The organism is Cupriavidus respiraculi, from assembly GCF_914271545.1.
Taxonomy (GTDB): Bacteria; Pseudomonadota; Gammaproteobacteria; order Burkholderiales; family Burkholderiaceae; genus Cupriavidus; species Cupriavidus respiraculi.
The window spans coordinates 1,641,298-1,666,173 of sequence record NZ_CAJZAH010000001.1 but is presented as its reverse complement, the minus strand read 5'-3'; the positions used below and the strand labels follow the sequence as shown (position 1 = coordinate 1,666,173).

Here is a 24,876-nt window from a genome sequence, read left to right as displayed (position 1 = left end):
GGACGGGATGGAAAGGACAGGAATGGTGCCGTTCCGGGATTGGCGTCCCCGAACGGCGCCCGGACCGCTACTGGTCGAGCCGGATGCCGGCCGACTTGATCAGCGCATCCCACTTCTGGTATTGCGTGCGGATATAGCCGCCGAACTGGTCGGGCGTCGAGACGAAGGGCACGGTACCCTGGCGCGCCAGCTTGCCAACGAGCTCGGGCTGTCTGAGCGAGGCGTTGATCTCGGCGTTCAGCCGCTCGATCACCGGCCTCGGCGTGCCCGTCGGCGCGGCCACGCCGAACCAGGCCGTCAGCTCGTAGCCCGGCACACCGGCGTCGGCCAGCGTCGGCACGCCGGGCAACTGCTCGGCCGGCTTCTGCGTGGTCACGGCAAGCGGCCGCACGCGGCCGTCGCGCACATACGGTAAGGCGGTGGAGATGCTGTCGAACATCATGGTCAGGCGCCCGCCGATCAGGTCTGTCATTGCCGGCGCGCTGCCCTTGTACGGCACGTGTTCGATCCGGACCCCCGCCAGGTGGGTGAACAGTTCCCCGGCCAGATGGGACGAGGAACCCGCGCCGAAGGAGCCGTAGGTCAGCTTGCCCGGCTCCCGCTTTGCCAGCGCCAGCAGTTCGGCCACATTGCGGGCCGGCACGTCGGGATGCACCACCAGCACGTTGGGCAGGTAGGCCACCGACGCGACGGCGGCCAGATCCTTCAGCGGATCGTAGCCGGGCTTGTCGTAGAGGCTCTTGTTGACGGCCAGCGAGCCGAAGGTGCCGAACAGCAGCGTGTAGCCGTCGGCAGGCGCGCGCGCGACCGCGGCGGCGGCGATATTGCCTCCGGCGCCGGGCCGGTTCTCGATCACCACGGTCTGCTGCAGTCGCGCCTGCAGGGCGTTGCCGATCTCCCGGGCGAGGAGATCGGTGGCCCCGCCCGGCGGGAATGGCACCACCAGCCGCACCGGCTTGTCCGGGTAAGCCCCGAGCGCGGCGGCGGCGGCCATCCACAGCAGCGCGCCGGCCGCCGCTTTCCTGAACCACGCTGGCATGCCTGTCTCCTGGTTGCCTGGTATTTTTGAAATGCGCGATGGAACGGCGCCAGTGTGCCGTCAGGCAAGGAGTGCCACCATTTGGATTTCGCTAAGGCCGTGTTTCAGCCAGGCGCACATGCCAGGGTCGCGGCGAGCGGCGCGGTCGCCCGGCGCCGCCGCGCCGCGGCCCGGGACGTGCACGCCGGCGGCCGGGGCGCATACCGGGCCTGCCGCTCGCTCATGTCGCCGGAACCGAGTCCTTCGAAGGCTGGGACGCGCCCTTGGATCCGCTAGGCGCATCGAGCGGCGCACGCGGCCTGTTGGTGTCGAATGCCTCATAGGCGGCTGCTCTCGCCGGCTTCGCCTGTTCCTTCCCGTTCTCCTTCCCGTTCTCCTTCCCCTTCTCCTGCACCAGGCTGACGGCCTGGTATTCCGGCGCAGCCGGCTTGTCCCCGGCAAAGGTCAGCTCGAGATCCACCTTGCCGTGATACCGCGCCCGACTGCCCCATGTCCCGGTCCTGCGTCCCACGCGACGGGCGTCGTCATCGATCAGTTCGGCATGTCTGAGCGATTCGGTGACATCGCATTCGTGCACCTTGCGCGCATGGACGTCCATCGCATGCTCATCCAGATCTGCATCGGCGAACGTGAGAGTGGGCTGGCTGCGCCCGGCGCGCTTGCGCAACAGGTCTTCCGCGAACTGCTCCTTGCTTGCATTGGCGATGCCGACGCCACGCAGGAAGCGGCACACGCGCGCCAGACAGTTGGCCAGCCAATGACGGGCGTTGCCGTCCTCGAACGCGAGCGCCTTGTGCAGCCTCTTGTCGGGCGATTGCACGTGCAGCATCTCGATCCGCGCACCCACGGTGGCGCGCTGCGTTCTGCGCGGCAGCAGCTTGCGCGTCAGCCACCATTCCCCCGTCTTTACCGTAAAGGTCGTGCATACGTCGGCGATCAGGATTTTTCCATCCTGCCATCGCACGTTGCGCGGGGCCGTATCGAGTGAGTCGGGGTCGGCGCCATCCTTGCCAGCGGCCTTGCCGGCCTTCTTGACCGCTTGCTTCCCGTCCGCCTCGATGCCGAGCAGATGGTACTTGCTCCAGTCATTGGACTCGCACAGGGTGACCCTGCCCTTGCCGGCGCGGATATCGATGCCCCTGCTGGACGGCCCGCCCAGCCGGCATCCCACTGTGTTGGCGTCGTCGTTCACCGCCTTGCAGACGGCGCGCATGCCGATGGTGAGATTGCGCGGGCTGGCGATCGCGGTCGCGATCTCCATCGCCGCCGCCCGCGCCATCTGGGTCCGGCCGACATTGCCGGTCCGCAGCGCCGGAAAGATGGCGTCGGCGATGGCCGTCATGACCGCGCGACCTTGCTCGAGACCGTAACTGCTGGATGGGGAACGCCGTGCGATGCTCGATAGAGCGGATTCGAGCTTCGCCTCCGCGGCCGCGTCGTCCGGAAAATGCAGGACCACGCGTGGGGCAAGGTCCACATCGGCCCGGATGCCGGAGGCGTTGCGCCTCGGCAGAAAGAGGTCTGCCGCGATGATGGCGACCTGGTGATCCGGTTTGTCCGTCTGGAAATCGACATGCTCGTCGGCGAGGACACGCCGATACGCATTGTGGTGGTTGGGAGTGAAAAAGTTGCAGAGGTAGGATGGAAACGGCATGGTGTCACCCAGGGGCAGGCGTTGATGAGCCACGCCGCCCGCGCGCATGTCCCAATGCCATGGATGGCGGGGCGCGATGGCGGGCGTGGAGCTGGCCGGTGATGTCCGGCATCCCGACCGCGTCGCGATCGGTTTGCCGAGACTAGGGACACGCGATACGCCGCGCTTTAGTTTCTCGGCGCTCCTTAACGTCTGTCTGCGCTGGCCATGCCGCGAGACCGTGCTCATGCCGCATCTCAACGGAGCCCGATGGCGTCATCGGCCCGTTCTCCGCCGGACGCCCGCGCTTGCCCGCCGCCGTCCAGAAGCCGCTCCGTGAGCGCGGCCATCGGGAAGGCCTCGTATAGCGGGCGTCGCGTCGTTTCATCTTGCGCACGCTCGTAGTCGAGCGTTTCCACACGGCTTCCCCGGCCCGTCGGACTCACGAAGCGCAGTTTCAGATCGACCTTGCCGGCGTAGCCGCTGTCGCCGGACCATGTGCCGGTGCGCGCGGCGGCCCGGCGCGCGTCCTTGCCAAGCAATTCCGCCTTCTTCGCCCGAGTCCGCTCGCACTGCGCGATCATGGCGTCCCAGTTGCCCTCGTCCCGCTGGACCTCCGGCGGCGGTGGCGGCAATACATCCCGCAGCGGCCGGAACTTGTTCAGGTGCGCGTACTCCCGCTTGCCCACCCGGCCGCTGCCGATGCCGCTCAGCAGCCGGCACAGCCATGCCAGCCAGTTGCATGCGGCATGGCGCCAGGTCGCGTCTTCGTAGGCAAGGGCTTCATGCACTGCCACCTCCGACGATTCGAACGCCACCATCCGGATCTTGGCTCCCACCGTCGCGCGCTGGTCCTTGCGCCGCAGCAGCACGCGGGTCAGCCACCATTCCTGCGTCTTCACCGCGAAGGTCGTCTGCACGTCGGCCACCAGGGCGAGGCCCGCCTGGCATATCACGTTATGAGGGGAAATCGCCCGCACGTTCCCCTCGCCGTCCGCGTCGCCGCCGCGCGCCTTCGCGTCGGCGGGACTCTCGCCGTGCCAGTGGTAGCGGTCCCATGCCGCCGATTCGCACAGCGTGACGCGGCCCTCCCCCTTTTGCGCCACGATGCTCACGCCCCATTGCGCCGGCGAGCCCAGCTTGCAGGCCATCGGATTCAGGCCATCGGCGGCGTCGACGGCCGCGCGCCAGCCGATGGTCATGGTTTTCGGATTGGCGATGGCCGCCGCGATCTCCAGCGCCGCGGCATGCGCCATCCGGGTCCTGCCGACGGCGCCGGTTTCCAGCGCAGGTCGGATCTTTTCGGCGATGGCCCGCAGCACGGCGCGCCCCCTTGCCGCATCGCTCGCAAGCGCCTGGTCGCTGGCGATGGCATCGAAGCGCGCCACCAGCGTCGATACCTCGGCGCTCGTCTTGTCCGTGACGAACTGCAGCTTGACCGGCGCCATGCCGGGCGGCGCCTGCGTGCCGCAGCCATCGCCCGACGGCCGCCGGCGAGCGAGGCATGCGGATGGCAGGAACATCCTCGCGGCTTGCTCGGCGATCTCGTCGGCGCCCAGGCGCTGCGAGAAGTCGACCCGTTCCCGCAATGCGCGCCGGTAGGCATTGGCGTGGATCGGCGGAGGTCCGAGTGGGGACAGGTAGGAGGGAAAGGGCATCGCGTATATCCAGGACTGGCGTCGTTGACAGGACGCGTGCCGCGGGCGCACTTGCGGGGCGCGGAGCACGGAGTGGCGGGCGGCAAGCGGGATCCACCGGCGGCCGGAGGGCCTCGGGCCGGCACTGTGATGGAAATGCAAACCCTAGGGGAAGGCGGTGGCGGCGGCTTTCGATTCCGGCCAGGCGCTTGACGGACTGTGCATGCATTGCAACATCACCGGTCGCCCGCACGCTCCCGGGACGGGGGCCCATATGAGAAAGGGCGCCCGCATGCGGGCGCCCTCGGGGCAAAACGATGGCGGCGCCGGCGCTAGACCGTGGCGGCCGTGCCCAGGATCGCCGTCGACTGGCTCGACAGCGTGCCGCCATTGCCGTGGACGAGCGCGATCTCGGCGTTCTTCACCTGCCGCTCGCCGCATTCGCCGCGCAGCTGGCGCACGGCCTCGATGGTGATGAACATGCCGTACATGCCCGGATGCACGCAGGACAGCCCGCCGCCGTTGGTGTTGACCGGCAGGCGGCCGCCGGGCGCGATCGCCCCGCCGCTGACGAACGGCCCGCCCTCGCCCTTGGCGCAGAAGCCCAGGTCTTCGAGGAACAGCAGCGTGTTGATCGTGAAGGCGTCGTACAGCTCCAGCACGTCGACGTCGGCTGGCTTGACCCCGGCCATGGCGAAGGCGCGCTCGCCGGATTCCCTGGCCGCGCTGACCGTGAGGTCGGGCATGCTGGAGATCTGCCGGTGCCAAGTCGCGGTGGCGTTGCCGAGCACATAGACCGGCGGCTTGGCCAGCGTCCTGGCCCGGTCCGCGCGCACCATCACATAGGCGCCGGCGCCGTCGGTCACGAGGCAGCAGTCGCGCACCGACAGCGGATCGGAGACCATGCGCGCGCCCAGCACGTCCTCGATGCTGAGCGGATCGCGCATCATCGCTTCCGGATTCAACTGCGCCCACTTGCGTGCGGCCACGGCGACCTCGGCCAGATGCTCGCGCGTGGTGCCGTACTGGTGCATATGGCGCGCCGCGGCCAGCGCATACGAGGTAATGGGCTGCAGCGGGCTGTAGGGATTCTCGTAGGGCTGCGGGTCCAGCACGCTGCGCACCTTGGCAATGCCGGCGCGCCCCACGGTGGAGGTGCGCTGGTTGCTGCCGTAGCAGACCAGCACCGCGTCGCACACGCCCGCCTCCAGCGCCATCATCGCGGGCAGCATGTGCGCGACGAAGCTGGAGCCGCCGATCATGGTGCTGTCGACGAACTTGGGCTGGATACCCAGGTACTCGGCCACCGGCATCACCCACATGGTGGCGCCGACGCTGGCGGTGGCGATGCCGTCGATCTCGCGCATCGACATGCCGGCGTCCTTCACCGCGGCCTTGGCCGCTTCCACGAGGATTTCCATTTCGGTCTTGCCGTGGGCCTCGCCAAGGCCGGCCTGGCCGACTCCGACGATGGCGACGCCGCCGCGCAGGGAAGAGGTGCTCATGGCTTCAGCCCTCCGCCGCGTCGAACACGACCAGCGCGGTGTCGCCATCGCGCGCCACGCGGGCCTTGACCCGCATGCCGATGCGCACCGCCGTGGGGGCCAGACCCTCGACCCGGCTCATCATGCGCACGCCTTCGTCCAGGTCGATCAGCGCGACGTTGTAGTCGCCGCCCGCCTCCGCCTTGCGGCGCACGACGCTGGTCGAATAGACGGTGCCGGTGCCCTTCGGATCGGTCCATGTCAGCGCATCGCCGCCGCAGTGCGGGCAGATATTGCGCGGATAGAACACATGGCGGCCGCAGTCGTCGCAATGCTGGATGCGGAACTGGCCGGACGCGAGCTGGCTCGCGTAGACCTTGTCCGGACCGGCCGTGTCGCGGGCCGTGTCTTGTTCAGGCATGGATGTCTCCTCCGTGGACTTCGGTATCGGGATGCCGCGCATCCTTGCACCGCGCGCGGCGGCGTCATGGTGGGGCTCGGCAATCAGCTTGCCGCAATCGGCGCGGTGCAGCAATTCGGCTCTGCCGAAGTCAGGATTCCGCCCGCGGAAAACGCCGGGCGAAAAACCGGCGCCGGCTGGGCGCCGAATCGCCGAATCGCCGAACCGCGTTCAGATCACCAGCTCGATCAGGAACGGACCCTTGCGCTGGTTGGCCGCGCGGAACTGGTCGGCGAAGCTTTCCATGTCGTGCGCGCGCGAGCCTTCGACGCCCATGCCGTTGGCCAGCTTCACCCAGTCCAGGTCGGGGTTGCCGATATCGAGCATGTCCAGCGCCGTCTTGCCGGGGTTGGCGCCCACGCCCGCCAGTTCGCCCAGCAGGATGGCGTACTTGCGGTTGGCCAGCACCACCACGGTGACGTCCAGCTGTTCGCGCGCCATGGTCCACAGCGACTGCAGCGTGTACATGCCGGAGCCGTCGGCCTGCAGCGCCACCACGCGCCGGTCCGGACACGCCACGGCGGCTCCGGTCGCCAGCGGCAGGCCCTCGCCGATGGCGCCGCCGGTCAGCTGCAGCCAGTCGTGCGGCGCCGCGTGCACGGTGCCGGGATAGAAGGCGCGGCCGAAGCTGACGCTTTCCTCGACCACGATGGCCTGTTCGGGCAGCAGCGCCGACAGCGTCCGCGCCACGGCCTCGGAGGTGATCGCACCCTTGGCGGCTTCGACCGGGCCGGCGGAGGCGGGCAGGTCCACGCGCGGCGCGTTCAGCGCCTCGGCGAGCCGGGCCAGCGCGTCGCCCAGGTCTTCCTCGGGGCGGGCCAGTACATGGACGGCGGCGTCCTCGGGGTAGGGGCGCGCCGACTTGCCCGGATAGGCGAAGAACGTCACGGGGGGCGGCGCGCCGACCAGGATCACGTTGCGGATGCCGGCCAGCTTGGCGCGCGCCGCATCGCCCGAGTACGGCACGCGCTCCACCGCGAAGCGCCCCCGCCCGCGCGAGACGCGCGCATTGGACATGGGCGTGATCAGGCGCGCGTCGGTCGCGGCGGCGATGCGGTGGGCATCGCCCAGCGCGGCTTCCCGCAGCGCGCTGCCGGCGAGCACGATCAGCGTGGGCTGGCCCGAGCGCAGCACGCGCGCGGCCTGCGCGATCGCATCGGGCGCGACCTTGGGCACCGGCAGCGGCGCCAGCGGCGCGGCGACCTGGCCGCCGGCATCCCAGCACACATCGGATGGCAGGATCAGGCTGGCCACGCCGCCGGGCGCGGCCATCGACGCCTGCACCGCCACCGCGGCGTCGGCGCCCACCGAGGCGGCGCTGGTGGCGGTACGCGTCCACACGGAGACGGGACGGGCCCAGCCTTCGGTGTCGGCGGTCAACGGCGCATCGAGCGGGCGGTGATAGGTGGCCTGATCGCCGATGATGTTGACCACCGGCGTCTGCGCGCGCTTGGCGTTGTGCAGGTTGGCCAGGCCATTGGCCAGCCCCGGGCCGCAATGCAACAGCGTGGCCGCCGGCTTGTCGGCCATGCGCGCGTAGCCGTCGGCCGCGCCGGTCACCACCCCTTCGAACAGTCCCAGCACGCAGCGCATGCCGGGGATGCGGTCCAGCGCGGCCACGAAGTGCATCTCGCTGGTGCCGGGATTGGCGAAGCACGTGTCGACGCCGCAAGCCAGCAGCGTCTTGACCAGGCTTTCGGCGCCATTCATCGAATCGGTGGGTTCCATCATCGTCGGGTTCCTTGGGCAGTGTGGTGGTGCGTGAAATTCAGGAGGCCGGGCCGGCCTGGGCGCCCGGATCGAGCAGGTCGAAATCCAGGCAGACGTATTCGGTGGGAAATTCGATGCGGGCGTAGTACACGATCACGCCGTCCGCGCAGGCATAGCGGCGCAGCTCGGCCACCGGCGCGCCCACCGGCAGGGCAAGCGCCGCCGCCGATTCCGCGCCGGCGGCGACGATCGACAGGCGCTGGCGCGCCGCGGACACGCGCATGTCCGGAAAGCGGTCCAGCACGGGCACAGACGCGCCGTGGCGAAAGGCCTCGGGCTCGCGCGCGAACACCTGCGCTTCGACATAGACCTCGCCGATGGCAAACGGGCGTTGCTCGACGCGGTGCAGGCGCCGCAGGAAATGGTAGGCATCGGCACGGGCCGCATCGCAGGGCATGCCCAGCTCGTCGGGCAGCCGCACGCTGCCGGTCGACTCCAGCAGCGCCTCGGTCCCCAGCTGCTCGCCCACCGCCACCGCCTGGCCCCATGTCACCGGCAGGGTCAGCGGCCGCCGCGCGCGGCAGGCTGCCTTCACGAAGGTGCCGCGGCCGCGGGAGCGCTCCACCAGGCCCTCGCCGTCGAGCACCGACAGCGCGTTGTGCATCGTCATGCGGGCCACGCCGAAGCGGCGGCACAGCGCGTCCAGCGACGGAATGCGCTCGCCCTGCCGCCATTCCCCGCTTTCGATGCGGCGGCGGAAGATGGTCGCGAGCTGCAGATACACCGGCTCGCGGCTGCGGGTGAGGAGATCGGGGGAAGGACTGTGGACGGTCATGGCGCAACCCGCGCGGCGGGGCGCGGCGAAGTGAGCCACTTTAATAAGGTATAGGTGGGTAGACTACTCGGGTAAACCTCCGTAAGGACGGGATTTCTCTTTCTGCGAAAACAGCCGGCCGGGACATATCGCCCGTCGCCACTGTTCGATGTGGTGACGCAGGAAGGCAGCGCCAAACACATGCTGCATGTCGGACCCGCCGGCAGGCCCCCCTCCCGCAATGCCCGCGCCCGCAGCAAGGCCGCGCCGGCCGGGAAGGGACCTTCGTTGCATAATCGCCTGCAAACATAACGACAACGCCAACTCCTGATGCCCTCCTCTCCCGTTGCCAGCCGCATGCCAGGCTGGCAGACGCTGTTGCTGCTGACCTTCCCCCCGCTGAGCTGGGCCGGCAATGCGATCGTCGGCCATATCGCCGCCGGCGCCGTGCCGCCGATCACGCTGAACTTCCTGCGCTGGTTGATCGCCGCCGTGCTGCTGACGCCGTTCGCCTGGCGCGGCGTGCGCGAACATCGCGCCGCGCTGCGCCGGCACGCCGTGCTGATCACCGTGCTGGGCATGCTGTCCATCGCGAGCTATAACGCGCTCCAGTACCTGGCGCTGACCAGCTCCACGCCGATCAACGTCACGCTGATCGGCGCGTCCATGCCGCTGTTCCTGCTGCTGGTCGGCGTGACCTTCTTCCGCGAGCCGGTCAGGCGCCACCATGTCGCGGGCGCGCTGCTGTGCCTGGTCGGGGTGTCTTTCGTGCTGGTGCGCGGCGAACTGGCGCGGCTGGCGCAACTGGACTTCGTGCCGGGCGACCTCTATATGCTCGCGGCCACGGTGGCCTGGAGCGGCTACACGTGGATGCTGCGCAAGAACCGGCCGACGCTGCCGCTGACGGTGTTCCTCTACGCGCAGATCGTGGCCGGCGTGGTGGTCAGCATTCCGTTCGTGAGCTGGGAACTGGGCGTCGCGGGCGAGCAGATCGCCTGGGGCTGGAAGACCCTGGGCATCCTGATGTATGTGGCCACGGTGCCGTCGCTGCTGGCGTATTTCGCCTGGGACCGCGCCATCGCGAGCGCGGGGGCGCAGCTGCCGGTGTTCTTCGTCACGCTCACTCCGGCATTCGCGGCGATGCTCTCCACGCTGCTGCTCGGCGAACTTCCGCACTGGTATCACGGGGTCGGGCTGGCCGCGATTTTGGTCGGCATCTGGATCGCGCAGCGGCGCTGAAGTCCGCGCCGAAGTCCGCCCCTAGGCCCGCGCCGAAGGCCCCGGCAAGGCCGGAACCGCGCCGGAATGCTGCATTCCTGCGACACATTGGCGTCGTTGGCAGCGAAAGATGGCCAAAAACCCCTTGAAAATAGGCGCGAGCGATGCATTTTGCTATCCTGAGCGCGCGCCGCCGGGGCTACACGCCAAGGCACGGCGCCAACAACCGCATCATCCGCAAAATACTGAACTGACCTCATCTCACCGATATGGCCACTAAAGCTAAACCGACTGCGAAGACTGCAACGAAGACCGCCGCCAAGGCGCCCGCCAAGAAGGCTGCCACGCCCGTGAAGGCTGCCGCCAAGAAGGCAGCGCCGGCCGCTCCGGTCGCAAAGCCGCTGAAGGACAAGTTCAACAAGTCGAGCCTGCTGGCCCACCTGGTCGCCCAGACCGAACTGGATGCCAAGACGGTCAAGACCGTGCTGGCCCATCTGGAAAACACCATCGTCAGCGCGATCCACAAGAAGGGCGCAGGCGAATTCACGTTCCCGGGCCTGCTGAAGGTCACGGCCGTGCAGGTGCCCGCCACCAAGAAGCGTTTTGGCAAGAACCCGTTCACGGGTCAGGACCAGTGGTTCGCCGCCAAGCCGGCCTCCGTCAAGGTGAAGGTCCGCGCGCTGAAGAAGCTGAAGGACGCCGCGCTGTAATACGCCGGTTGCCGTCGCCGCGCGCCGGTTCCTGCCGGCGCACGGCATCCAAAGCCCCCGCCCTCTGGCGGGGGCTTTGCTTTTGGCGGGCAGTCCTGCGCTGTGCGGCGCGGTCCGCGTCATCCCCGGCGCAGGCGCCCGCGCAGCGCCACCAGCAGCGCCGCGCAGGCCACCGACCACAGCAGCAGCGAGGCGCCATGGCGCCATGGGCGGCTCATCTCGCGGACGTTGTCCGCCGGCGCCGCCATGCCGTGGAAGCGCGGCAGGCCCTGCCATTCGTCGCCGCGCAGGCCGCGATAGCTCATGATGCGCGGCAGGAAGAAGTCGCGCCACTGGGCCTCGTAGTCGGCCACCGCGTCCATATGCCGGGCGTAGCGCGGCGCGTCGATGCCCGCCAGTTCGTCCGCCAGCATGGTCATCGACAGGCTCGGCGAGACCCACGCCAGTGGCGCCACCAGCGCGTAGCGATGCGCGCGCGTGCGATCGAACCCGCGCATCAGCGGACCCACCTCCGCCTCCTGCGCAAGGTAGCGCGGCAGGAAGCTCACCGGCCAGGTATGCGCGGTGCGGTCCGCGGGCCGCGCGGCGGGATGCGCCTCGTACCACTGCGCGAGCAGGCGATCCATCTCCACCTCGGCCCGCTGCTGCGCGCCGCGCAATTGCACCACCGCCGCCAGCCGCGAAGGCATGGGGGCCTCGCGGTCGGCCCACCATGCCAGCGCCACCGGCGCGGCGAAGGTGGTCAGCAGCCACAGCCCGACCGTGGCGAGCACGGCCGACGACGAGGATACCGGCAGCAGACTGGCGAGCCCGCACGTCACCGTCCATGCCGCGATCAGGCCCGCCAACCCAAGCGCCCAGAGCGCCAGCGCAACCGCCGTCGCCCCCGGATCGAGGCTGAACGCGAGCGCGGAGGCGAGCGTGGCGATGCTCGCCACGGCCAGCGCGCGCAACGCCAGCGCTGTCGCGAAGACCCTGCCCGGCGTGGGGCACTGGACCACGGTCACACGCCATACGCCCAGCTCCCTGCCATGCTGGATCATGCCGGCGCACAGGCAGATGAGGGCCAGCGGCACCAGCAGCGCCACCGTAATGGAGAAATCCGGCACGCCAAACCCCTGCAGCAGCGGATTGGACAGGCGCTCCTCCTTGCGTCCGTCGCTGTGCCGGCTCTCCACCGTGACGCGCACCCCGGGCGCGAGCAGCTCGAACGCGCCGCTGCCCAGCGCCAGTCCGCCGAGCGGCGCCAGCATCGCCACCGGCGCATCGTTGCGCGCAATCTGGAACGCCGCCATGGCGGCCTGCGCGCTGCCGGGCTGCCCCATGTCCCGCGCGGCCGCCGCAGCGATGCGCCCGCTCCACGCGGCTTCCATGCGCGCGCCGCGCTGGTGCCAGGCGCGCGCCTCGTATCCGGACCACAGGGCGCTGGCGAACAGCATCACCGCCAGCAGCCCCAGCACCCAGCGGTTCGCGCGCTCCGCGATCAGCCTGCGCCATTCGGCGCCGAGGATCGCCCTCATGGCGCGAGGCGCCGCACGGACGCGGCCATCGTCAACAGGGCGAACGCCGCCCATGCGCACAGCACCGCGATTTCCGGCGCGGCCGCGCGCAGCGCGAAGCCCACCGCCGGCGCGCGATACGAGAACGGCGCGATGGAGCGCCACAGCGCGTCGCCGGCGTACCTGTCGTCGAAGGACGTCAGGCCCCTGGTATGCGTGGCGTCCCACTGGTCGATCGCGGTGTTGACCGTGCGGCGGTAGCGCTCGGCGCTCTCCTCGAAATGCCGCTGGTGCGCCAGGTCGGTTCCCGCCAACTTCATCGCCAGTCCCCGCATGGCGATGGCGGGGCTCAACGCGGAAGCCATCCGCATGATCTGTTCCTGCCTCGCGTACCGTTCCCACAGGGCATCGAAATGCAGCGCGTGGACGCGGTCGGCATAGGCATCGCGGGCAAGCCGCCGCACCGCGGCCACGCCCACTGGCAGGTCCTCCACCCGCGCCACGCCGTGGGTGCGCAGCAGTTCGGCGTCCAGCCGCCGGCCACGTTCGGCGAGGCTGCCGTCGCCCGGCAGCCCGTGGGTGTAGTCGTGCTGGATGCCGGCCCAGAACGCGCCGGCGTCGGGCAGCGGCACGCGGCGATCCGCCACGGCCGCCCCCAGCGGCGGCATGGCGAGCACGAACGCGAGCCACAGGCCCACCAGCACGTACAGCGCGCCGCGGCTGCTCCGGCAGCGCGCCGACACGGCCAGTGCCAGCGCGACGAAGACCGCGTAGTAGACCAGGTAGCCCGCGCCCGACAGAGCGGCCCGCCACAGCACGTCGGCATCCGCTCCCGGATCCCGGATGCGAGCGAGCAGCGCGGCGGCGAGCGGGGTTGCGGCGAGCAGGCCGAACACGAGCAGGCGCGCGGCGAACTTGCCGCCAGCCCAGGACACGGGGGCGAGGCCGATGCCATGCAACATCCGCAGCGCGCCGCTTTCGCGCTCGCGGCTGATGCCGTCGAAGCACAACGCGACGATCAGCAGCGGCAGCAGCGCGGTCAGCACGAACGACGCGTCGAAGCGGCCGAGCCGGGCCGACGGCAGTTCGTCGGCCGCAGGCTGGTAGCGCGCCATGTTGCGCCGGTGCGGCTCCAGCCATAGCGCGCGGCCCAGATAGGGCGTCAGCCCCGGCTCCAGCGTCGCCAGCACGGTGTCCGGACGAAACGCGTACAGCCCGAAATGCGCGCCGCGATGCGGGTGCTTGTCGCCCTGGGCATCCCACTGCTGGTGCGTGGCCGCGGCGACCGCCTCGCGCTCGCGGCGCTCTTGCTCGTGCCGCTGCACCGCGGCGGCCAGCACCGCGGCCAGCAAGGCGGCGACGCACAGCATCAGCACCGCGAAGCGCCCTTCCCTTGCCATGGCGCGCAGTTCGTTGCGCATGACGGTGGCCATCATGGCGCCGCCTCCCCCGCGCGGGCATGGCGCAGATAGGTCTGCTCCAGCTCGTCGTGCCCCACGCTGTGCGCATCGAACTCGGCCACCAGCCGTCCCTGCCGCAGGATGCCGATGCGGTCCGCGACCTGCCGCGCATTGAACAGATCGTGGGTCGCCATCAGCACCGACATGCCGCCGTCGGCCGCGGCGCGCACACGGCGGGCGAAGTCGTTGGCGGCGGCCGGGTCCAGCCCCGAGGTGGGCTCGTCCAGCAGCATCGCGCTGGCGCCCTTGGCATGCGCGATGGCGAGACCCACCTTCTGCCGCATGCCCTTGGAATAGGCCTGGACGCGGCGGCCGTGCGCGTCGGCCTGCAGGCCGGCGTCGTCCAGCAGCGCGCGGGCCTGCCGCCGGTCCAGCCGGATGCCGGCCAGGGCGCAGAAATACCGCAGGTTCTCCACGCCGCTCAGGTACGGATACAGCGCGACGTTCTCGGGCAGATAGGCCAGGCGCTGTCGCGCCTCGCGCGCGTGCAGCGCGGGCGCCCAGCCGTCCACCGTCACCGTGCCGGCGTGCGGCCGGACAAACCCCAGCAGCGCGTCGATGGTGGTGGTCTTGCCGGCGCCATTGCCGCCCAGCAGCGCGTAGACGCATCCGCGCCCCACCCGCAGGTTCAGGCCGTCGATGGTGCGGCGGCCGTCGCGCAGCACCACCAGGGCCTCGATGCGAAGCACCTCGTCCATCGTGTTTGCCTCAGAAGAAGTAGCGGCCGGCGACACCGAACTGGATCTTCGGCTGCGGCGAAACAAGCAGCCCCGCCGACGAGCCGTAGGCGATATCGCTGGCGAACTCGCGCGGCTGGAACACCGCGAACAGCGACAGCTGGTACTGCTTCCAGTCCATGGTCGCCTTCAGGTCGTAGCGCGTGTACGTGGGCATGGTGCGCAGCTGCGTCTGCGGCGTGCCCATGTAGTACGGATTGCCGGCGGTCAGGTAGGCGTCGGCGTTCAGCGTGAGCCGCGCGTCCGCGAGCCGCCGCCGGTATTCGACACCCGCCTTGAGCTGATGGCGCGGCACCGAGAGCCGCGCGCCGGTATTGGGCAGCGGGTTGTTGATGCGGGCCTCGATGATGCGGCCGTAGCTGGCGTACAGCGAGACCGCGCGCACCGGATCCCAGCGCGTCTCGATCTCGTAGCCCTTGCGCGTGGTGTCGCCCACCGACTTGAAGGAGCCGTCCGGCTGCGCCACGATCTCGTCCTCGTTGTAGGTCTGATAGGCGGCGCCCGACAGCGACCAGCCATCGAGCGGCGTCGCGGTGAAGCCCACGTCGTAGGACTTCACCTTCGACGGCGCCACCCCGTAGACCATGCCGCCCGGCGCGCCCAGCGGTCCGATCGCGCCGCTGCTGCTGATCTGCTCGGCCGCCGGCGAGCGGAAGCCTTGCGCCACGTTGGCGAACAGGTCCAGCCGCGGCATCACCGTCCACACCGCGCCCACCTTGGGCGTGGTCACCCCGGCGTGGTAATCGGTGCTGGCCGCCGGCAGCTTGCGGTTGTCGATGTCGTAGTCGAACCAGTCGCGGCGCACGCCGCCCAGCAGCTTCAGGCTGTCGACGGGCTTGTACTGGGCCTGCGCGAACACGCCGTAGGTCAGCAGGTCCAGTCCCTGGTTGTTGACGAAGTTGCCGGTGGGCACGTAGTTGCGCCAGATCTGCCGCATCGCGTCGCCCCGGTCGCGGCGCACTTCCGCGCCGAACATCAGCGCGGCGGAATCGCCGAACACCGTGTTGTGGGCAAAGCGGCCGCCGTAGTAGTTGCGGTCGTCCGATCCCACGGTGTGCTGCACATTGCTGTTGGCGATGCCGCGCTCGCGCCGGAACGTCTCGCCGTACAGGCTGGCGTACCAGCCCGCCTCGCCTTGCGCCGGCGCGCGGTGAAACACGAGCGCGGTGCGCTCGCCGCTGCCGAAGCCAGGCAGGCCATACTGCGTCGAGCGCGGGCTGACCTTGCCGGACTCCAGGTCGCTCAGCAGCAGGTAGCCCGCCGCCACGGAGTCGGACCGGTAGTGATTGACCCGCACGCTGTAGACGCCATCGCCCACCTGCGTGGACAGCTTCCAGAAGACGTTGTCGCGGTCGGTGCGGCCATCGCGCCGGTAGCTGTGCGTGCGGTAGATATCGGCGATCAGCAGCGACTGGATCGCCGGCGCCTCCGGCGTCAGGGAGAAGCTGTTGGACAGCACCAGAGACGTACGCTTGCCGCCGTAGCGCTCCAGCGCGACGCCGACGCTGGACGGCACGTCCCCGCCATTGGCCGTGCGGATGTCCACCGCGCCGGCGCGGTTCTGGTCGCCGAACAGCGCCGAGACGGGCCCCTTGATGACCTCCACGCGCCCGATCATGTCAGGCGTCAGCCATTCCAGGAAGGCGGGCCCGTGCCCCGCGCCGGCCTGGCTGGACGGCATGTTCTGCGGCATGCCGTCGACATAGACGGCGGTGTCCGCGCCGTGCGTGCCCTGCGTGGCGAAGCCGCGCATGCGGAAACCATTGCCGGTGTCGCCCTGGTCGATGTTGTTGGCCACGACGCCGGGCACGCGCCGGAAGATATTGGAGATATCCCGGCCGATATTGAGGGTGCCCAGTTCGTGCGGCGTGATGACGGTGACCGCGGACGGCAGGCCGGTGCCGTCCACCGTCACCTCGTTGCGCCGGCCTTGCAGATCGACATGGTCGGCACCGGCGGTGACCGTCACCGCCTGCAGCGTGGGAGCCGCGTCGGCCGGGGTGGTTTGGGCGGCGACAGGCGCGGCCAGCAGCGCGCAGGCGCCGAGACCGAGTGCGCGCGTGCGGCGACGCGCGACGGCATGGGAGGCTTTCATAAGCGAATGGATGCGGCCCGGCGTCGGGCGACGGCCGGGCGAAAACGTGCAGGCGCCGCGCGCCACCGCTCAGACGGCGGCGCGGACGGTCAATGTGTTGCGGCGAACGGGAGAACGCAGTGCGGGGCGCGAAGCGCGCCGCACGACGGCGCGATCAGGCGGGAGGGCCGCGCGGCGGCGGCACGGCGCCGCGGGGGCGAGGCTTGGGGTGAAAGCCCGTGCCTTCGGTGAAGGGATGGCGGTACTGGCGCGCGACGAGCGGCAGCACCAGCAGCACCGCAAAGGCCAGCAGCGCATGCAGGCGTGGCGCGCACCACAGGCAGTGGCATTCGGTGTCGGCGCCGGGATCGTCGGGCGCCGGCTCGCTGGTGGCCTCGATGCCCGGCACCTGCGCCACCGCGGCCAGCGGCGCAGGGCCGGGGCCGCCCTCGTGGACGTGCAGCACCGATCCCCACGCCTGCAGCAGCGTGAGGACCAGCAGTACCCAGACGAGGCGAGCCTTGCTCGCGGCCAATGACATGCGTTGCGATTTGCGGGACGGAGGAATGGCCCACCATGGGCCGAGTCCGGCACAATACTAACGCAACTCGATTGCAATACGGAAGGGAATTGTGTGGGCCATTCAGGACCCATCGCTCCGATCGGGCCGTCACCCCACCCCCGGCCCCTCGCCCGCTCGCCGGACAGGGGCAAAATCCAACCGATGGTTTTCTCCCTTCTCCCGCCAGCGGGAGAAGGGCGGGGATGAGGGTGACCGGTCGCAGCACCGCAAGCGTCGAAACGACTGCCCTCCGCTGACCACACGCTCACCCACGCACCACCACCCCTTCTGCCCCGTCGGCACCGTCCGGCGCGACGGCGGCACCGGCCTCCTCCGCCTCATCCCCCTCCCGCCCCGCCACCCACTCGTACAGCGTGGGCAGCACGATCAGCGTCAGCAGCGTGGCGGTGATCAGCCCGCCGATGATGACGATGGCCAGCGGCCGCTGCGTCTCCGCGCCGATGGCGCGCGAGACGGCCATCGGGAACAGGCCCAGCATCGCCAGCAGGGCCGTCATCAGCACGGTGCGCAGCCGGTCCATCGAGCCGTTGAGCACGGCATCCCGCACCGACATGCCCTGCTCGCGCAGCTGGTTGAAGTACGTCACCATCACCACGCCGTTGAGCACCGCCTGGCCGAACAGCGCGATAAAGCCGATCGCCGCCGACACCGACAGCGGAATGCCCGTCACGAACAGTGCGAACACGCCGCCGATCAGCGCAAACGGAATGTTCGACAGGATCAGCGCCGCGCTGCGGAACGACTGGAAGGCATTGAACAGCAGCAGGAAGATCACCAGCACCGACAGCGGTACCACGATCGCCAGCCGCGCCATGGCGCGCTCCTGGTTCTCGAATTCGCCCGACCAGCCCACCTTCACGTCCTCGGTATCGACATGCTTGGCCACCACGGCCTGCATGTCCTTGACCACGCTGCCCATGTCGCGGTCGTGGATGAAGATGCCGATGGAGGTGGTGCGCTGCCCGTTCTCGCGGCTGATGTTCATCGCGCCCGTGGCCGCGTGGAACTGCACCAGCTGCGACAGCGGCACCTGCGCGCCATCGACGGTTTGCATCAGGATATTGGGCAGGTTGGGCAGCTGGCGCTCGCCGGGCCGCAGCCGCACCACCACGCTGAAGTGCTTCTCGCCCTCCCACAACTCGGTTGCCGCCTTGCCGGCCAGCGCCGTTTCCATCAGGTCCTGCACATCGGCCACGTTGATGCCGTAGCGCGCGGCCTGGGCACGGTCGAAGTCGAGCACGTACTGCGGCAGCTCGCCGTCGCGGTCGATAAAGGCGCGCATCACGCCGGGCACCGACTGCACGTTGGCCAGGATGCGGTCGGCCACGCGCTTGTTCTGCTCCAGGCTGTCGCCCTGCACCTTGATGACGATCTGGCCCTTGATCTGCGAGATGCTCTCCAGGATGTTGTCGCGCACCGGCTGCGAGAAATTGGGCTCGATGCCGGGCAGCTTGCGCAAGTTGGCGTTGATCTCGCCGATGATGCGGCGCTTGTCGAACCCGGCGCGCCATTGCGCCTCTGGCTTGAGGTCCACCAGGATTTCCACCGTGTTGATCAGCTTCGGATCGGTGCCGTCGTCCGGGCGGCCGACCTTGGAGATGGTCGAGCGCACCTCGGGCGTCTGGCGGATCACCGTGCGCAGGCGCGCGGCCTGCGCACGCGCCTCGTCGATCGAGACGGACGCCGGCAGGTCGAAGCTGACCCACATCGCGCCCTCGTCCAGCTCGGGCAGGAACTCGCTGCCGAGCAGCTTGCCCACGCCCGCGGTCGCCACCAGCAGCGCCAGCGCGCCGGCCACCACGGCGCGCTTGTGGTCCAGCGCCCACGCCAGCATCGGCGCATAGAGCCGCTTGCACCAGCGCACCACGGCGTTGTCGTGGTGCGCGATGTTCTTCTTGAGCAGCAGGTGGCACAGCAGCGGCACCAGCGTCAGCGACAGGATCAGCGAGCCGATCAGCGCGCCCGTCACGGTAAACGCCATCGGCGCGAAGATGCGCCCCTCATGGCGCTGCAACGTGAAGATCGGTACGTGGGCGGCGATGATGATCACCATCGAGAAGACCGTGGGCCGGCCCACTTCGGTGGTGGCGCGCCAGATCGCGTGCGCCCGGGCACGGGTGTCGCGGATCTGCTGCTCCTTCAGTTCGCCCAGCCGGCGGAAGATGTTCTCCACCACGATGACGGCGCCGTCCACGATGATGCCGAAGTCCATGGCCCCGAGCGACAGCAGGTTGGCGGGAATGCCGACGAAGGTCAGGCCGAGGAACGTGGACAACAGCGCCAGCGGAATGATCAGGGCCACGATGGCCGCCGCGCGCACGTTGGCCAGGAACAGGTACAGCACGGCCATCACGAGCAGCGCGCCTTCCACCAGATTGCCGAACACCGTGCGCAGCGTCTTGTCGATCAGCGTGGACCGGTCGTAGTACGGCACGATCTGCACGCCGCGCGGCAGCACCTGGGCGTTCAGCAGCGCGATCTTTTCCTTCAGCGCCTCCAGCACCTGGGACGGATTCTCGCCCTTGCGCATCACCACGATGCCCGAGATGATGTCTTCCTCGTCGTCCTGCGCCATCAGGCCCTGGCGGGGCGCGGCGCCGACGCGCACATCGGCCACGTCCTTGACGAGGATCGGCGTGCCGTGGACCTCGGCCACCACCACGTTCGCGATATCGGACGAACTGCGGAAGCTGCCCAGCGAGCGCAGCAGATACTGCTGGCGGCCATGCGCGACGGCGCCCCCGCCCGCATTGGCGTTGCCCCGCTCCAGCGCGGTGAACAGCTGCGACAGCGAGACGCCGGCGTCTCGCATGCGGGCCAGGTTGGGATTGACCTCGTACTGCTTGATGCTGCCGCCGATGGTCACCAGGTCGGCCACGCCCGGCACCTGGCGCAGGTTTTTCTCCACCACCCAGTCCTGCAGCGTGCGCAGCTCCTGCGGTGTGTAGCCCTTGCCGGCCAGACGGAAGCGATAGATCTCGCCGATGGCCGTCGACAGCGGTGCGAGATCAGGCTGCACGCCCGCCGGCAGGTCCACCGCGCGCAGCCGCTCGATCACCTGCTGGCGCGCGGTGACATCGGTCGCCTTGTCGTTGAAGGTCACCATCATGAACGACAGGCCGAACTGCGTATGCGAGAACACCCGCACCGAGTTGGGCGTGCCGGCCAGCGCGGTCTCGATGGGAATGGTGACCTGCCGCTCCACCTCCTCGGCGGCGCGGCCGGGATAGAGCGTGATGACGTTGACCTGGATGTCCGAGACATCGGGGAAGGCCTCGATCGGCAGGTTCTTGAACGCAGCCAGCCCTGCCGCGACGAAAATGCCCAGGCCCAGCCAGACGAACAGCTTCTGGTGCAGGGCGAAATAGACGATACGGGAGATCATCGCGCGCCGCCCTCTTTGCCGCCGTCGTTGCCGCCGCGCGCGGCCAGTCCCGCCTGCGCGGCGCGGGCATCGGCGACCGCGGTCGCATCGCGCAGGATGTCCTGCAGGTACAGGTTGCCGTCGGTCACCACCGCGTCGCCGTCGTGCAGGCCGTCGGTGACCTCGGTGGTGCCGGGCAGACTGGCGCCGAGCTTCACTTGCCGCCGCTCGAACGTGGCGGCGGCGGTGCGCACGAAGACATAGTTGCGGTTGTCGGCCAGGAACACGGCTTTCTCGGGCACCGCGATGCCGGCGAAGGCGGCGGCCTGGAGCTTCGCCGTGACGAACATCTCGGCCTTCAGGCGGCGGTCCGCGTTGGGCACCGACAGGCGCACCTTGATGCTGCGCGCGGCCGGATCGACATAGTCGGCCACCTTTACCACCGTGGCGGGAAAGCGCTCGTCGGGGTACGCGGCGGTGGTCAGCGACACCGTCACGCCAGGGCGGAACAGCTTGAGGTCCGATTCGGCGGCATCGAGCTGCGCCCACAGGGTAGTGGGATCGGTGACCAGGAAGAGCGGTGCGCCCTGCTGGTCGGGCCGCACCTCCATGCCCGGATTGAGATTGCGCTCCACCACCACGCCGGCGATCGGCGAGCGCAACGCGAAGCCGGTGCCCGCGCGGTCCCCGGGCGCCGCTGCGCCAGCGTCGTACTGGCGCAGCGCGCCCTGGCTGCGCTGCAGTTCGGCGCTCGCGCGGGCCGCCTCGGCCTGCACCTGTTCCAGTTCCTTCTGCGCGACGATGCCAGCGTCATAGAGCTCGCGCTGGCGCGCCAGGGCCTTGGACGCGACGGCCGCTTCCGCGGCGGCCTTGCGCACGTCCGCCTGTGCCGCGCCGAAGTCGGCCGAGGCGAGCGTCGCCAGCGGCTGGCCCGCCCTGACCGTGGCCCCGGGCTCCACCAGCATCGCGGTGACGCGGCCGGCGAAGGGGCTGGCGACCCGCACGGTGCGGTCCTCGTTCCAGGCCAGGCGTCCGGGCAGGGTCAGCACGCGTTCGCCGCCACTGGCGACACGCTCGCTCGCGATACCGCTGGCGGCGCGCATGCTGGCGGGAAAGGCGATGGTCTGCCCGTTGACCACGGGCTCGTCGGCGCGGGGCGGCGCCTCCTTCGGTCCGCAGGCGGCGAGCGCCAGCGTGATGACGGCCACGGCCATCAGCCGCAGGGACGGGGGCCGGCCCGGCGTGACGGGCAGCGAAGCAGCGGCGGTCAACGGGATATCAGCGGCGCGGAGCATCTGCGGGACTCTCTTCGGGGTTGTCGTTGAGCTGCACCGGCGTGGCGGTGGCCGGAGCAAGGGTCGAAAGCCGGCGCGCGGCCAGCCAGGCAGACATGGCGTTGGCGTATTCGCCCTGCGCCGCCGCGGCGTCGAGGCGCGTCTGGCGCAGCGCGCGACGCGCGTCCAGCAGTTCGAGCACACCGGTGGCGCCCTTGCCATAGGCGAACTCGGCATCGGCCGCCACGCGCTCGGCGCCCGGCAATACCGACTCGCGCATCTGCCGCAGCGCGTCGCGCGCGGCGGCGAGCCGGCTGTCCGTGCGCGCCAGCTCGTTGCGGGCGGCCAGCAGCACGCGGTTGCGCTCGTCCAGCGCCGCGTAGTAGTCGACCTCGGCGCGGCGGGCCTCGCCGCCATTGCTATGGCGCACGAACAGCGGAATGGTGACGAACACGCCGAAGCTGTTGCCGCTGCCCTGCTGGTTCGTGGCCGACACCGGGTAGTGCTCCGCCTGCGCGCCCACCGTGACATCGGGCACGCGGCCGGCGCGCGCCAGTTCGCGCGCAAACGTCGCGGCCCTAAGGCGTGCCTCGGCGGCGGCGATATCGGGGCGCCGCTGCAACCGCGCGGCATCGAAGGAAGGCAGGCCGGCATCCAGCGCGGGCCAGGCCGGCACCAGCGGGTTGTCCGCGAGCGTGCCGGCGATGCCCATGGCCTCGGCCAGTTCGGCCCGGCCCCGCACGCTGGCGGCCCGGGCCTCGCGCAGGTCGGCCTGCGCGCGCAGGCCCTCGAGGTCGAGGCGCGTCACGTCGGCGCGCGCCATGTCGCCGGCCTTGAGCCGCGCCTGGTTTGCCTGTGCGGTGCGCTGGAACAGGTCGACCACTTCGGTCAGCACCGAGACGCGTTCCTGGGCGACCGCCGCATCGTGGAACGCCTGCTCCAGCGCCGCCGTCTGGACGGCGGCCACCGCTTCGATCTGCTCGTCGGCGGCCGCCGCGTTGGCCCGCGCCGCATCGACGCGCAGGCCGCCCTTGTTGGCCGTCTCGATCAACTGATCGACGCGCACGATGGAGTCCACGGTCTTGTTGCGCAGGCTGCCCGAGCCCACGCCCGCCTGCGGATTGATGTTCTGCACGCCCAGGCTGAGTACGGGATTGGGCCGCTGTGCCGCCACCTCGATATCGGCGGCACCGGCCTCGCCGCCGCGGCGGGCGGCCTGGATCGCGGCATTGCAGGCGAGCGCGAGATCGCGGGCCCAGGCCAGGGTCAGCGCGGCGCCGGGCGGTGGCGCCGCGCACGACGCGCCAGAGCCGGCGGCCCCGGCGCGTTGGGTGTCGGGGACACCGGGCGCGCCGCTGGCTGGCGGACAGGCCAGCAGCGCGAGCACCATGGCGGACGCACACGCCATGGCAATGCGTTGGACGGGGACAGGCACAGTGGTGTCTCGAAGCTTTCTCGGGAACGTCGGTCGGTTCGCGCGCACGCGGCTGGTCGCGCCATCGCCATGCGAAGCGCCGGTGCATTCCAGCGGAGCGGATTTTCAAACGGCTTTCAGGGAGTTAACAGAAGGCTTGCAGCGCGCAAAAACAACGACGGGCCGAGCCCCGGGTAAACGCGTCTTGCCGCACGCGCTTGGCTGGGTTGGCGATCCATGTCTTATGATTCAGACTTTTTCCGGCGGCCCGTTCCCGGTGCCCCGCTCAGCCGACGACTACCGATGCCCTATCAAGAATTGCTGTCCGCCCTGATGATCTTCGTGCTCGGCGGTGTACTGGGCGGGGTAGGCGGACTCTTCGGCATCGGCGGCGGCCTGATCGCCATTCCGGCGCTGGGCCTGCTGTACGGCATGGACCAGCAGCTCGCGCAGGGCACCGCGCTGGTGATGATCGCGCCCAATGTCCTGATCGGCTTCTGGCAATACCGGCGCCGCGCCGATATCGCGCTGCGCACTGCGGTAGTACTGGGCTTGTCGGCGGTCGTGGCCACCTATGCGAGCGCGCGCTTGGCCACGGCGATGGATCCGGTGGTGCTGCGCAGGGTCTTCGCCTGCTTCATGATCGGGCTGGCGCTGTACTTCCTGTGGCGCCTCTTGCCAGGCCGCGAAAGCACGGCGCAGCAGGCCCGCTTGTCGCCGCGCTGGATTCCGGCGGTAGGCGTGATCGGCGGCGCGTTCTCGGGCTTCTTCAGCGTGGGCGGCGGCGTGATCGCCGCGCCGGCGCTGGTGGGGCTGTTCGGCTTCCGGCAGGCAGCGGCACAGGGGCTCGCGCTGGCGCTGGTGACCCCGGGCGCGGTGGTGGCGCTGGCCACCTATGCGCACGCCGGCCATGTCGACTGGGTGGCCGGCATCCCGCTGTCGATCGGCGGCATGCTGACGATCTCGTGGGGCGTGGCGCTCGCGCACCGCATGCCCGAGCGGCGCCTGCGCGCCGCGTTCTCGCTGTGCCTGATCGCCACGGCGGCGATCATGCTGGTGCGCGGCTGAACCGCCGGCCGCGGCCGCCCGGCTATTTGCGCAGGATCAGGCTGAAGTTGTTGGCCGGCATCGGCACCGGCTCGTCGCAACGAAAGCCTGCCGCCTCACCCAGCGCGATCACCGCCTCCATGTCGCGCACACCCCAATCCGCATTGCTCGCGCGCAGCTGCGCGTCGAAGGCCGCGTTGCTCGGCGCGGTGTGCGCGCCGTGGCGCCGGTACGGCCCGTAGAGATAGAGGACGCCGCCATCGCCCAGCACGCGGCCGGCGCCAGCGATCAGCGCCTGCGCAGCGGCCCACGGCGCGATATGGATCATGTTGATGCAGACCACGGCGTCGGCCTGCTGCACCGGCCATGGCGTCTGCGTGACGTCGAGCGCCAGCGGCGCCTTCACATTGCCCAGTCCCGCGTGCGCGGTCCATGCCGCGATGGAATCGCGCGAGTCCGCGTCCGGGTCGCTAGGCTGCCACGTGAGCCCTGGCAGCGCGGCGGCGAAATGCACCGCGTGCTGGCCGGTGCCGCTGGCGATCTCGAGCACCAGTCCGGTGGGCGGGAGCACGCGCCGCAGCACGTCGAGAATGGCATCGCGGTTGCGCTCGGTCGCCGGCGCCTGGCGGCGCGCGGGTCGCGCTACCGGTGGGGTGGCATCGCTCATGGTGGTCTCCTTGCCGATCGGCATTGGTCGGGATTGCTGGCCGAGCCGGCAG

19 protein-coding genes are annotated in these 24,876 nt (G+C 70.1%); 3 read left to right on the top strand and 16 right to left on the bottom strand.

The window, feature by feature from the left end; genetic code table 11:
• Positions 1-67 precede the first annotated feature (67 nt).
• The 7 genes from LDO27_RS07400 to LDO27_RS07370 all read right to left on the bottom strand — a co-directional run bounded on the left by LDO27_RS07400 (position 68) and on the right by LDO27_RS07370 (position 8,798).
• Entirely contained in the window at positions 68-1,039 is a 972-nt protein-coding gene (locus LDO27_RS07400; RefSeq protein WP_224040684.1) for a Bug family tripartite tricarboxylate transporter substrate binding protein, read from the bottom strand.
• A 220-nt stretch (positions 1,040-1,259) separates the two neighbouring features.
• A complete protein-coding gene (locus LDO27_RS07395; protein WP_224040682.1) occupies positions 1,260-2,693 on the bottom strand; it encodes a hypothetical protein in 1,434 nt (477 codons plus the stop codon).
• Positions 2,694-2,929: 236 nt separating this feature from the next.
• Positions 2,930-4,330: a hypothetical protein gene (locus LDO27_RS07390; protein WP_224040680.1), complete on the bottom strand. Its 1,401-nt coding sequence runs from the start codon at positions 4,328-4,330 to the stop codon at positions 2,930-2,932.
• 311 nt (positions 4,331-4,641) lie between these two features.
• On the bottom strand, positions 4,642-5,814 hold the full coding sequence (locus LDO27_RS07385; RefSeq protein ID WP_222208966.1) for a thiolase: 1,173 nt from the start codon (positions 5,812-5,814) through the stop codon (positions 4,642-4,644).
• A gap of 4 nt (positions 5,815-5,818) precedes the next feature.
• Positions 5,819-6,214 (bottom strand): Zn-ribbon domain-containing OB-fold protein, encoded by a 396-nt coding sequence (locus LDO27_RS07380; protein ID WP_222208969.1) that lies wholly within the window; start codon positions 6,212-6,214, stop codon positions 5,819-5,821.
• 210 nt (positions 6,215-6,424) lie between these two features.
• Entirely contained in the window at positions 6,425-7,963 is a 1,539-nt protein-coding gene (locus tag LDO27_RS07375; protein WP_224040857.1) for an acetolactate synthase large subunit, read from the bottom strand.
• Positions 7,964-8,021: 58 nt separating this feature from the next.
• Positions 8,022-8,798: a GntR family transcriptional regulator gene (locus LDO27_RS07370; RefSeq protein WP_224040679.1), complete on the bottom strand. Its 777-nt coding sequence runs from the start codon at positions 8,796-8,798 to the stop codon at positions 8,022-8,024.
• Between the two features lie 309 nt (positions 8,799-9,107).
• On the opposite strand from LDO27_RS07370, the gene LDO27_RS07365 reads away from it, so the two are divergent.
• A complete protein-coding gene (locus tag LDO27_RS07365) occupies positions 9,108-10,016 on the top strand; it encodes a DMT family transporter (RefSeq protein WP_224040676.1) in 909 nt (302 codons plus the stop codon).
• Positions 10,017-10,264: 248 nt separating this feature from the next.
• Positions 10,265-10,705 carry an HU family DNA-binding protein gene (locus LDO27_RS07360; RefSeq protein ID WP_222208975.1) on the top strand — a complete coding sequence of 147 codons (441 nt, stop codon included), beginning with the start codon at positions 10,265-10,267 and terminating at the stop codon, positions 10,703-10,705.
• A gap of 119 nt (positions 10,706-10,824) precedes the next feature.
• Here the strand turns inward: LDO27_RS07360 and LDO27_RS07355 are convergent, their stop codons facing one another.
• The 8 genes from LDO27_RS07355 to LDO27_RS07320 form a co-directional block, all read right to left on the bottom strand.
• Positions 10,825-12,225 carry a DUF3526 domain-containing protein gene (locus LDO27_RS07355; RefSeq protein ID WP_224040674.1) on the bottom strand — a complete coding sequence of 467 codons (1,401 nt, stop codon included), beginning with the start codon at positions 12,223-12,225 and terminating at the stop codon, positions 10,825-10,827.
• Positions 12,222-13,640, bottom strand: coding sequence for a DUF3526 domain-containing protein (locus tag LDO27_RS07350; protein WP_224040673.1), 1,419 nt, complete (start codon positions 13,638-13,640; stop codon positions 12,222-12,224). Before LDO27_RS07350 ends, LDO27_RS07355 begins: the two co-directional genes overlap by 4 nt.
• A complete protein-coding gene (locus tag LDO27_RS07345) occupies positions 13,637-14,362 on the bottom strand; it encodes an ABC transporter ATP-binding protein (protein ID WP_224040671.1) in 726 nt (241 codons plus the stop codon). The genes LDO27_RS07350 and LDO27_RS07345 overlap by 4 nt, the downstream gene beginning before the upstream one ends.
• A gap of 10 nt (positions 14,363-14,372) precedes the next feature.
• A complete protein-coding gene (locus LDO27_RS07340; RefSeq protein ID WP_224040670.1) occupies positions 14,373-16,496 on the bottom strand; it encodes a TonB-dependent receptor in 2,124 nt (707 codons plus the stop codon).
• A gap of 154 nt (positions 16,497-16,650) precedes the next feature.
• Entirely contained in the window at positions 16,651-17,016 is a 366-nt protein-coding gene (locus LDO27_RS07335) for a DUF2946 family protein (protein WP_224040669.1), read from the bottom strand.
• 286 nt (positions 17,017-17,302) lie between these two features.
• Positions 17,303-20,443 (bottom strand): efflux RND transporter permease subunit, encoded by a 3,141-nt coding sequence (locus LDO27_RS07330; protein ID WP_222208981.1) that lies wholly within the window; start codon positions 20,441-20,443, stop codon positions 17,303-17,305.
• Positions 20,440-21,717, bottom strand: coding sequence for an efflux RND transporter periplasmic adaptor subunit (locus LDO27_RS07325; protein ID WP_224040667.1), 1,278 nt, complete (start codon positions 21,715-21,717; stop codon positions 20,440-20,442). Before LDO27_RS07325 ends, LDO27_RS07330 begins: the two co-directional genes overlap by 4 nt.
• On the bottom strand, positions 21,701-23,104 hold the full coding sequence (locus LDO27_RS07320) for a TolC family protein (RefSeq protein ID WP_224040665.1): 1,404 nt from the start codon (positions 23,102-23,104) through the stop codon (positions 21,701-21,703). Before LDO27_RS07320 ends, LDO27_RS07325 begins: the two co-directional genes overlap by 17 nt.
• 309 nt (positions 23,105-23,413) lie before the next feature.
• On the opposite strand from LDO27_RS07320, the gene LDO27_RS07315 reads away from it, so the two are divergent.
• The gene (locus LDO27_RS07315; RefSeq protein ID WP_222208983.1) at positions 23,414-24,178 is read left to right on the top strand and encodes a sulfite exporter TauE/SafE family protein; all 765 of its coding nucleotides are present in this window, start codon (positions 23,414-23,416) and stop codon (positions 24,176-24,178) included.
• Positions 24,179-24,200: 22 nt separating this feature from the next.
• Here the strand turns inward: LDO27_RS07315 and LDO27_RS07310 are convergent, their stop codons facing one another.
• Positions 24,201-24,824 carry a DUF938 domain-containing protein gene (locus LDO27_RS07310; protein ID WP_224040663.1) on the bottom strand — a complete coding sequence of 208 codons (624 nt, stop codon included), beginning with the start codon at positions 24,822-24,824 and terminating at the stop codon, positions 24,201-24,203.
• Positions 24,825-24,876: the final 52 nt, after the last annotated feature.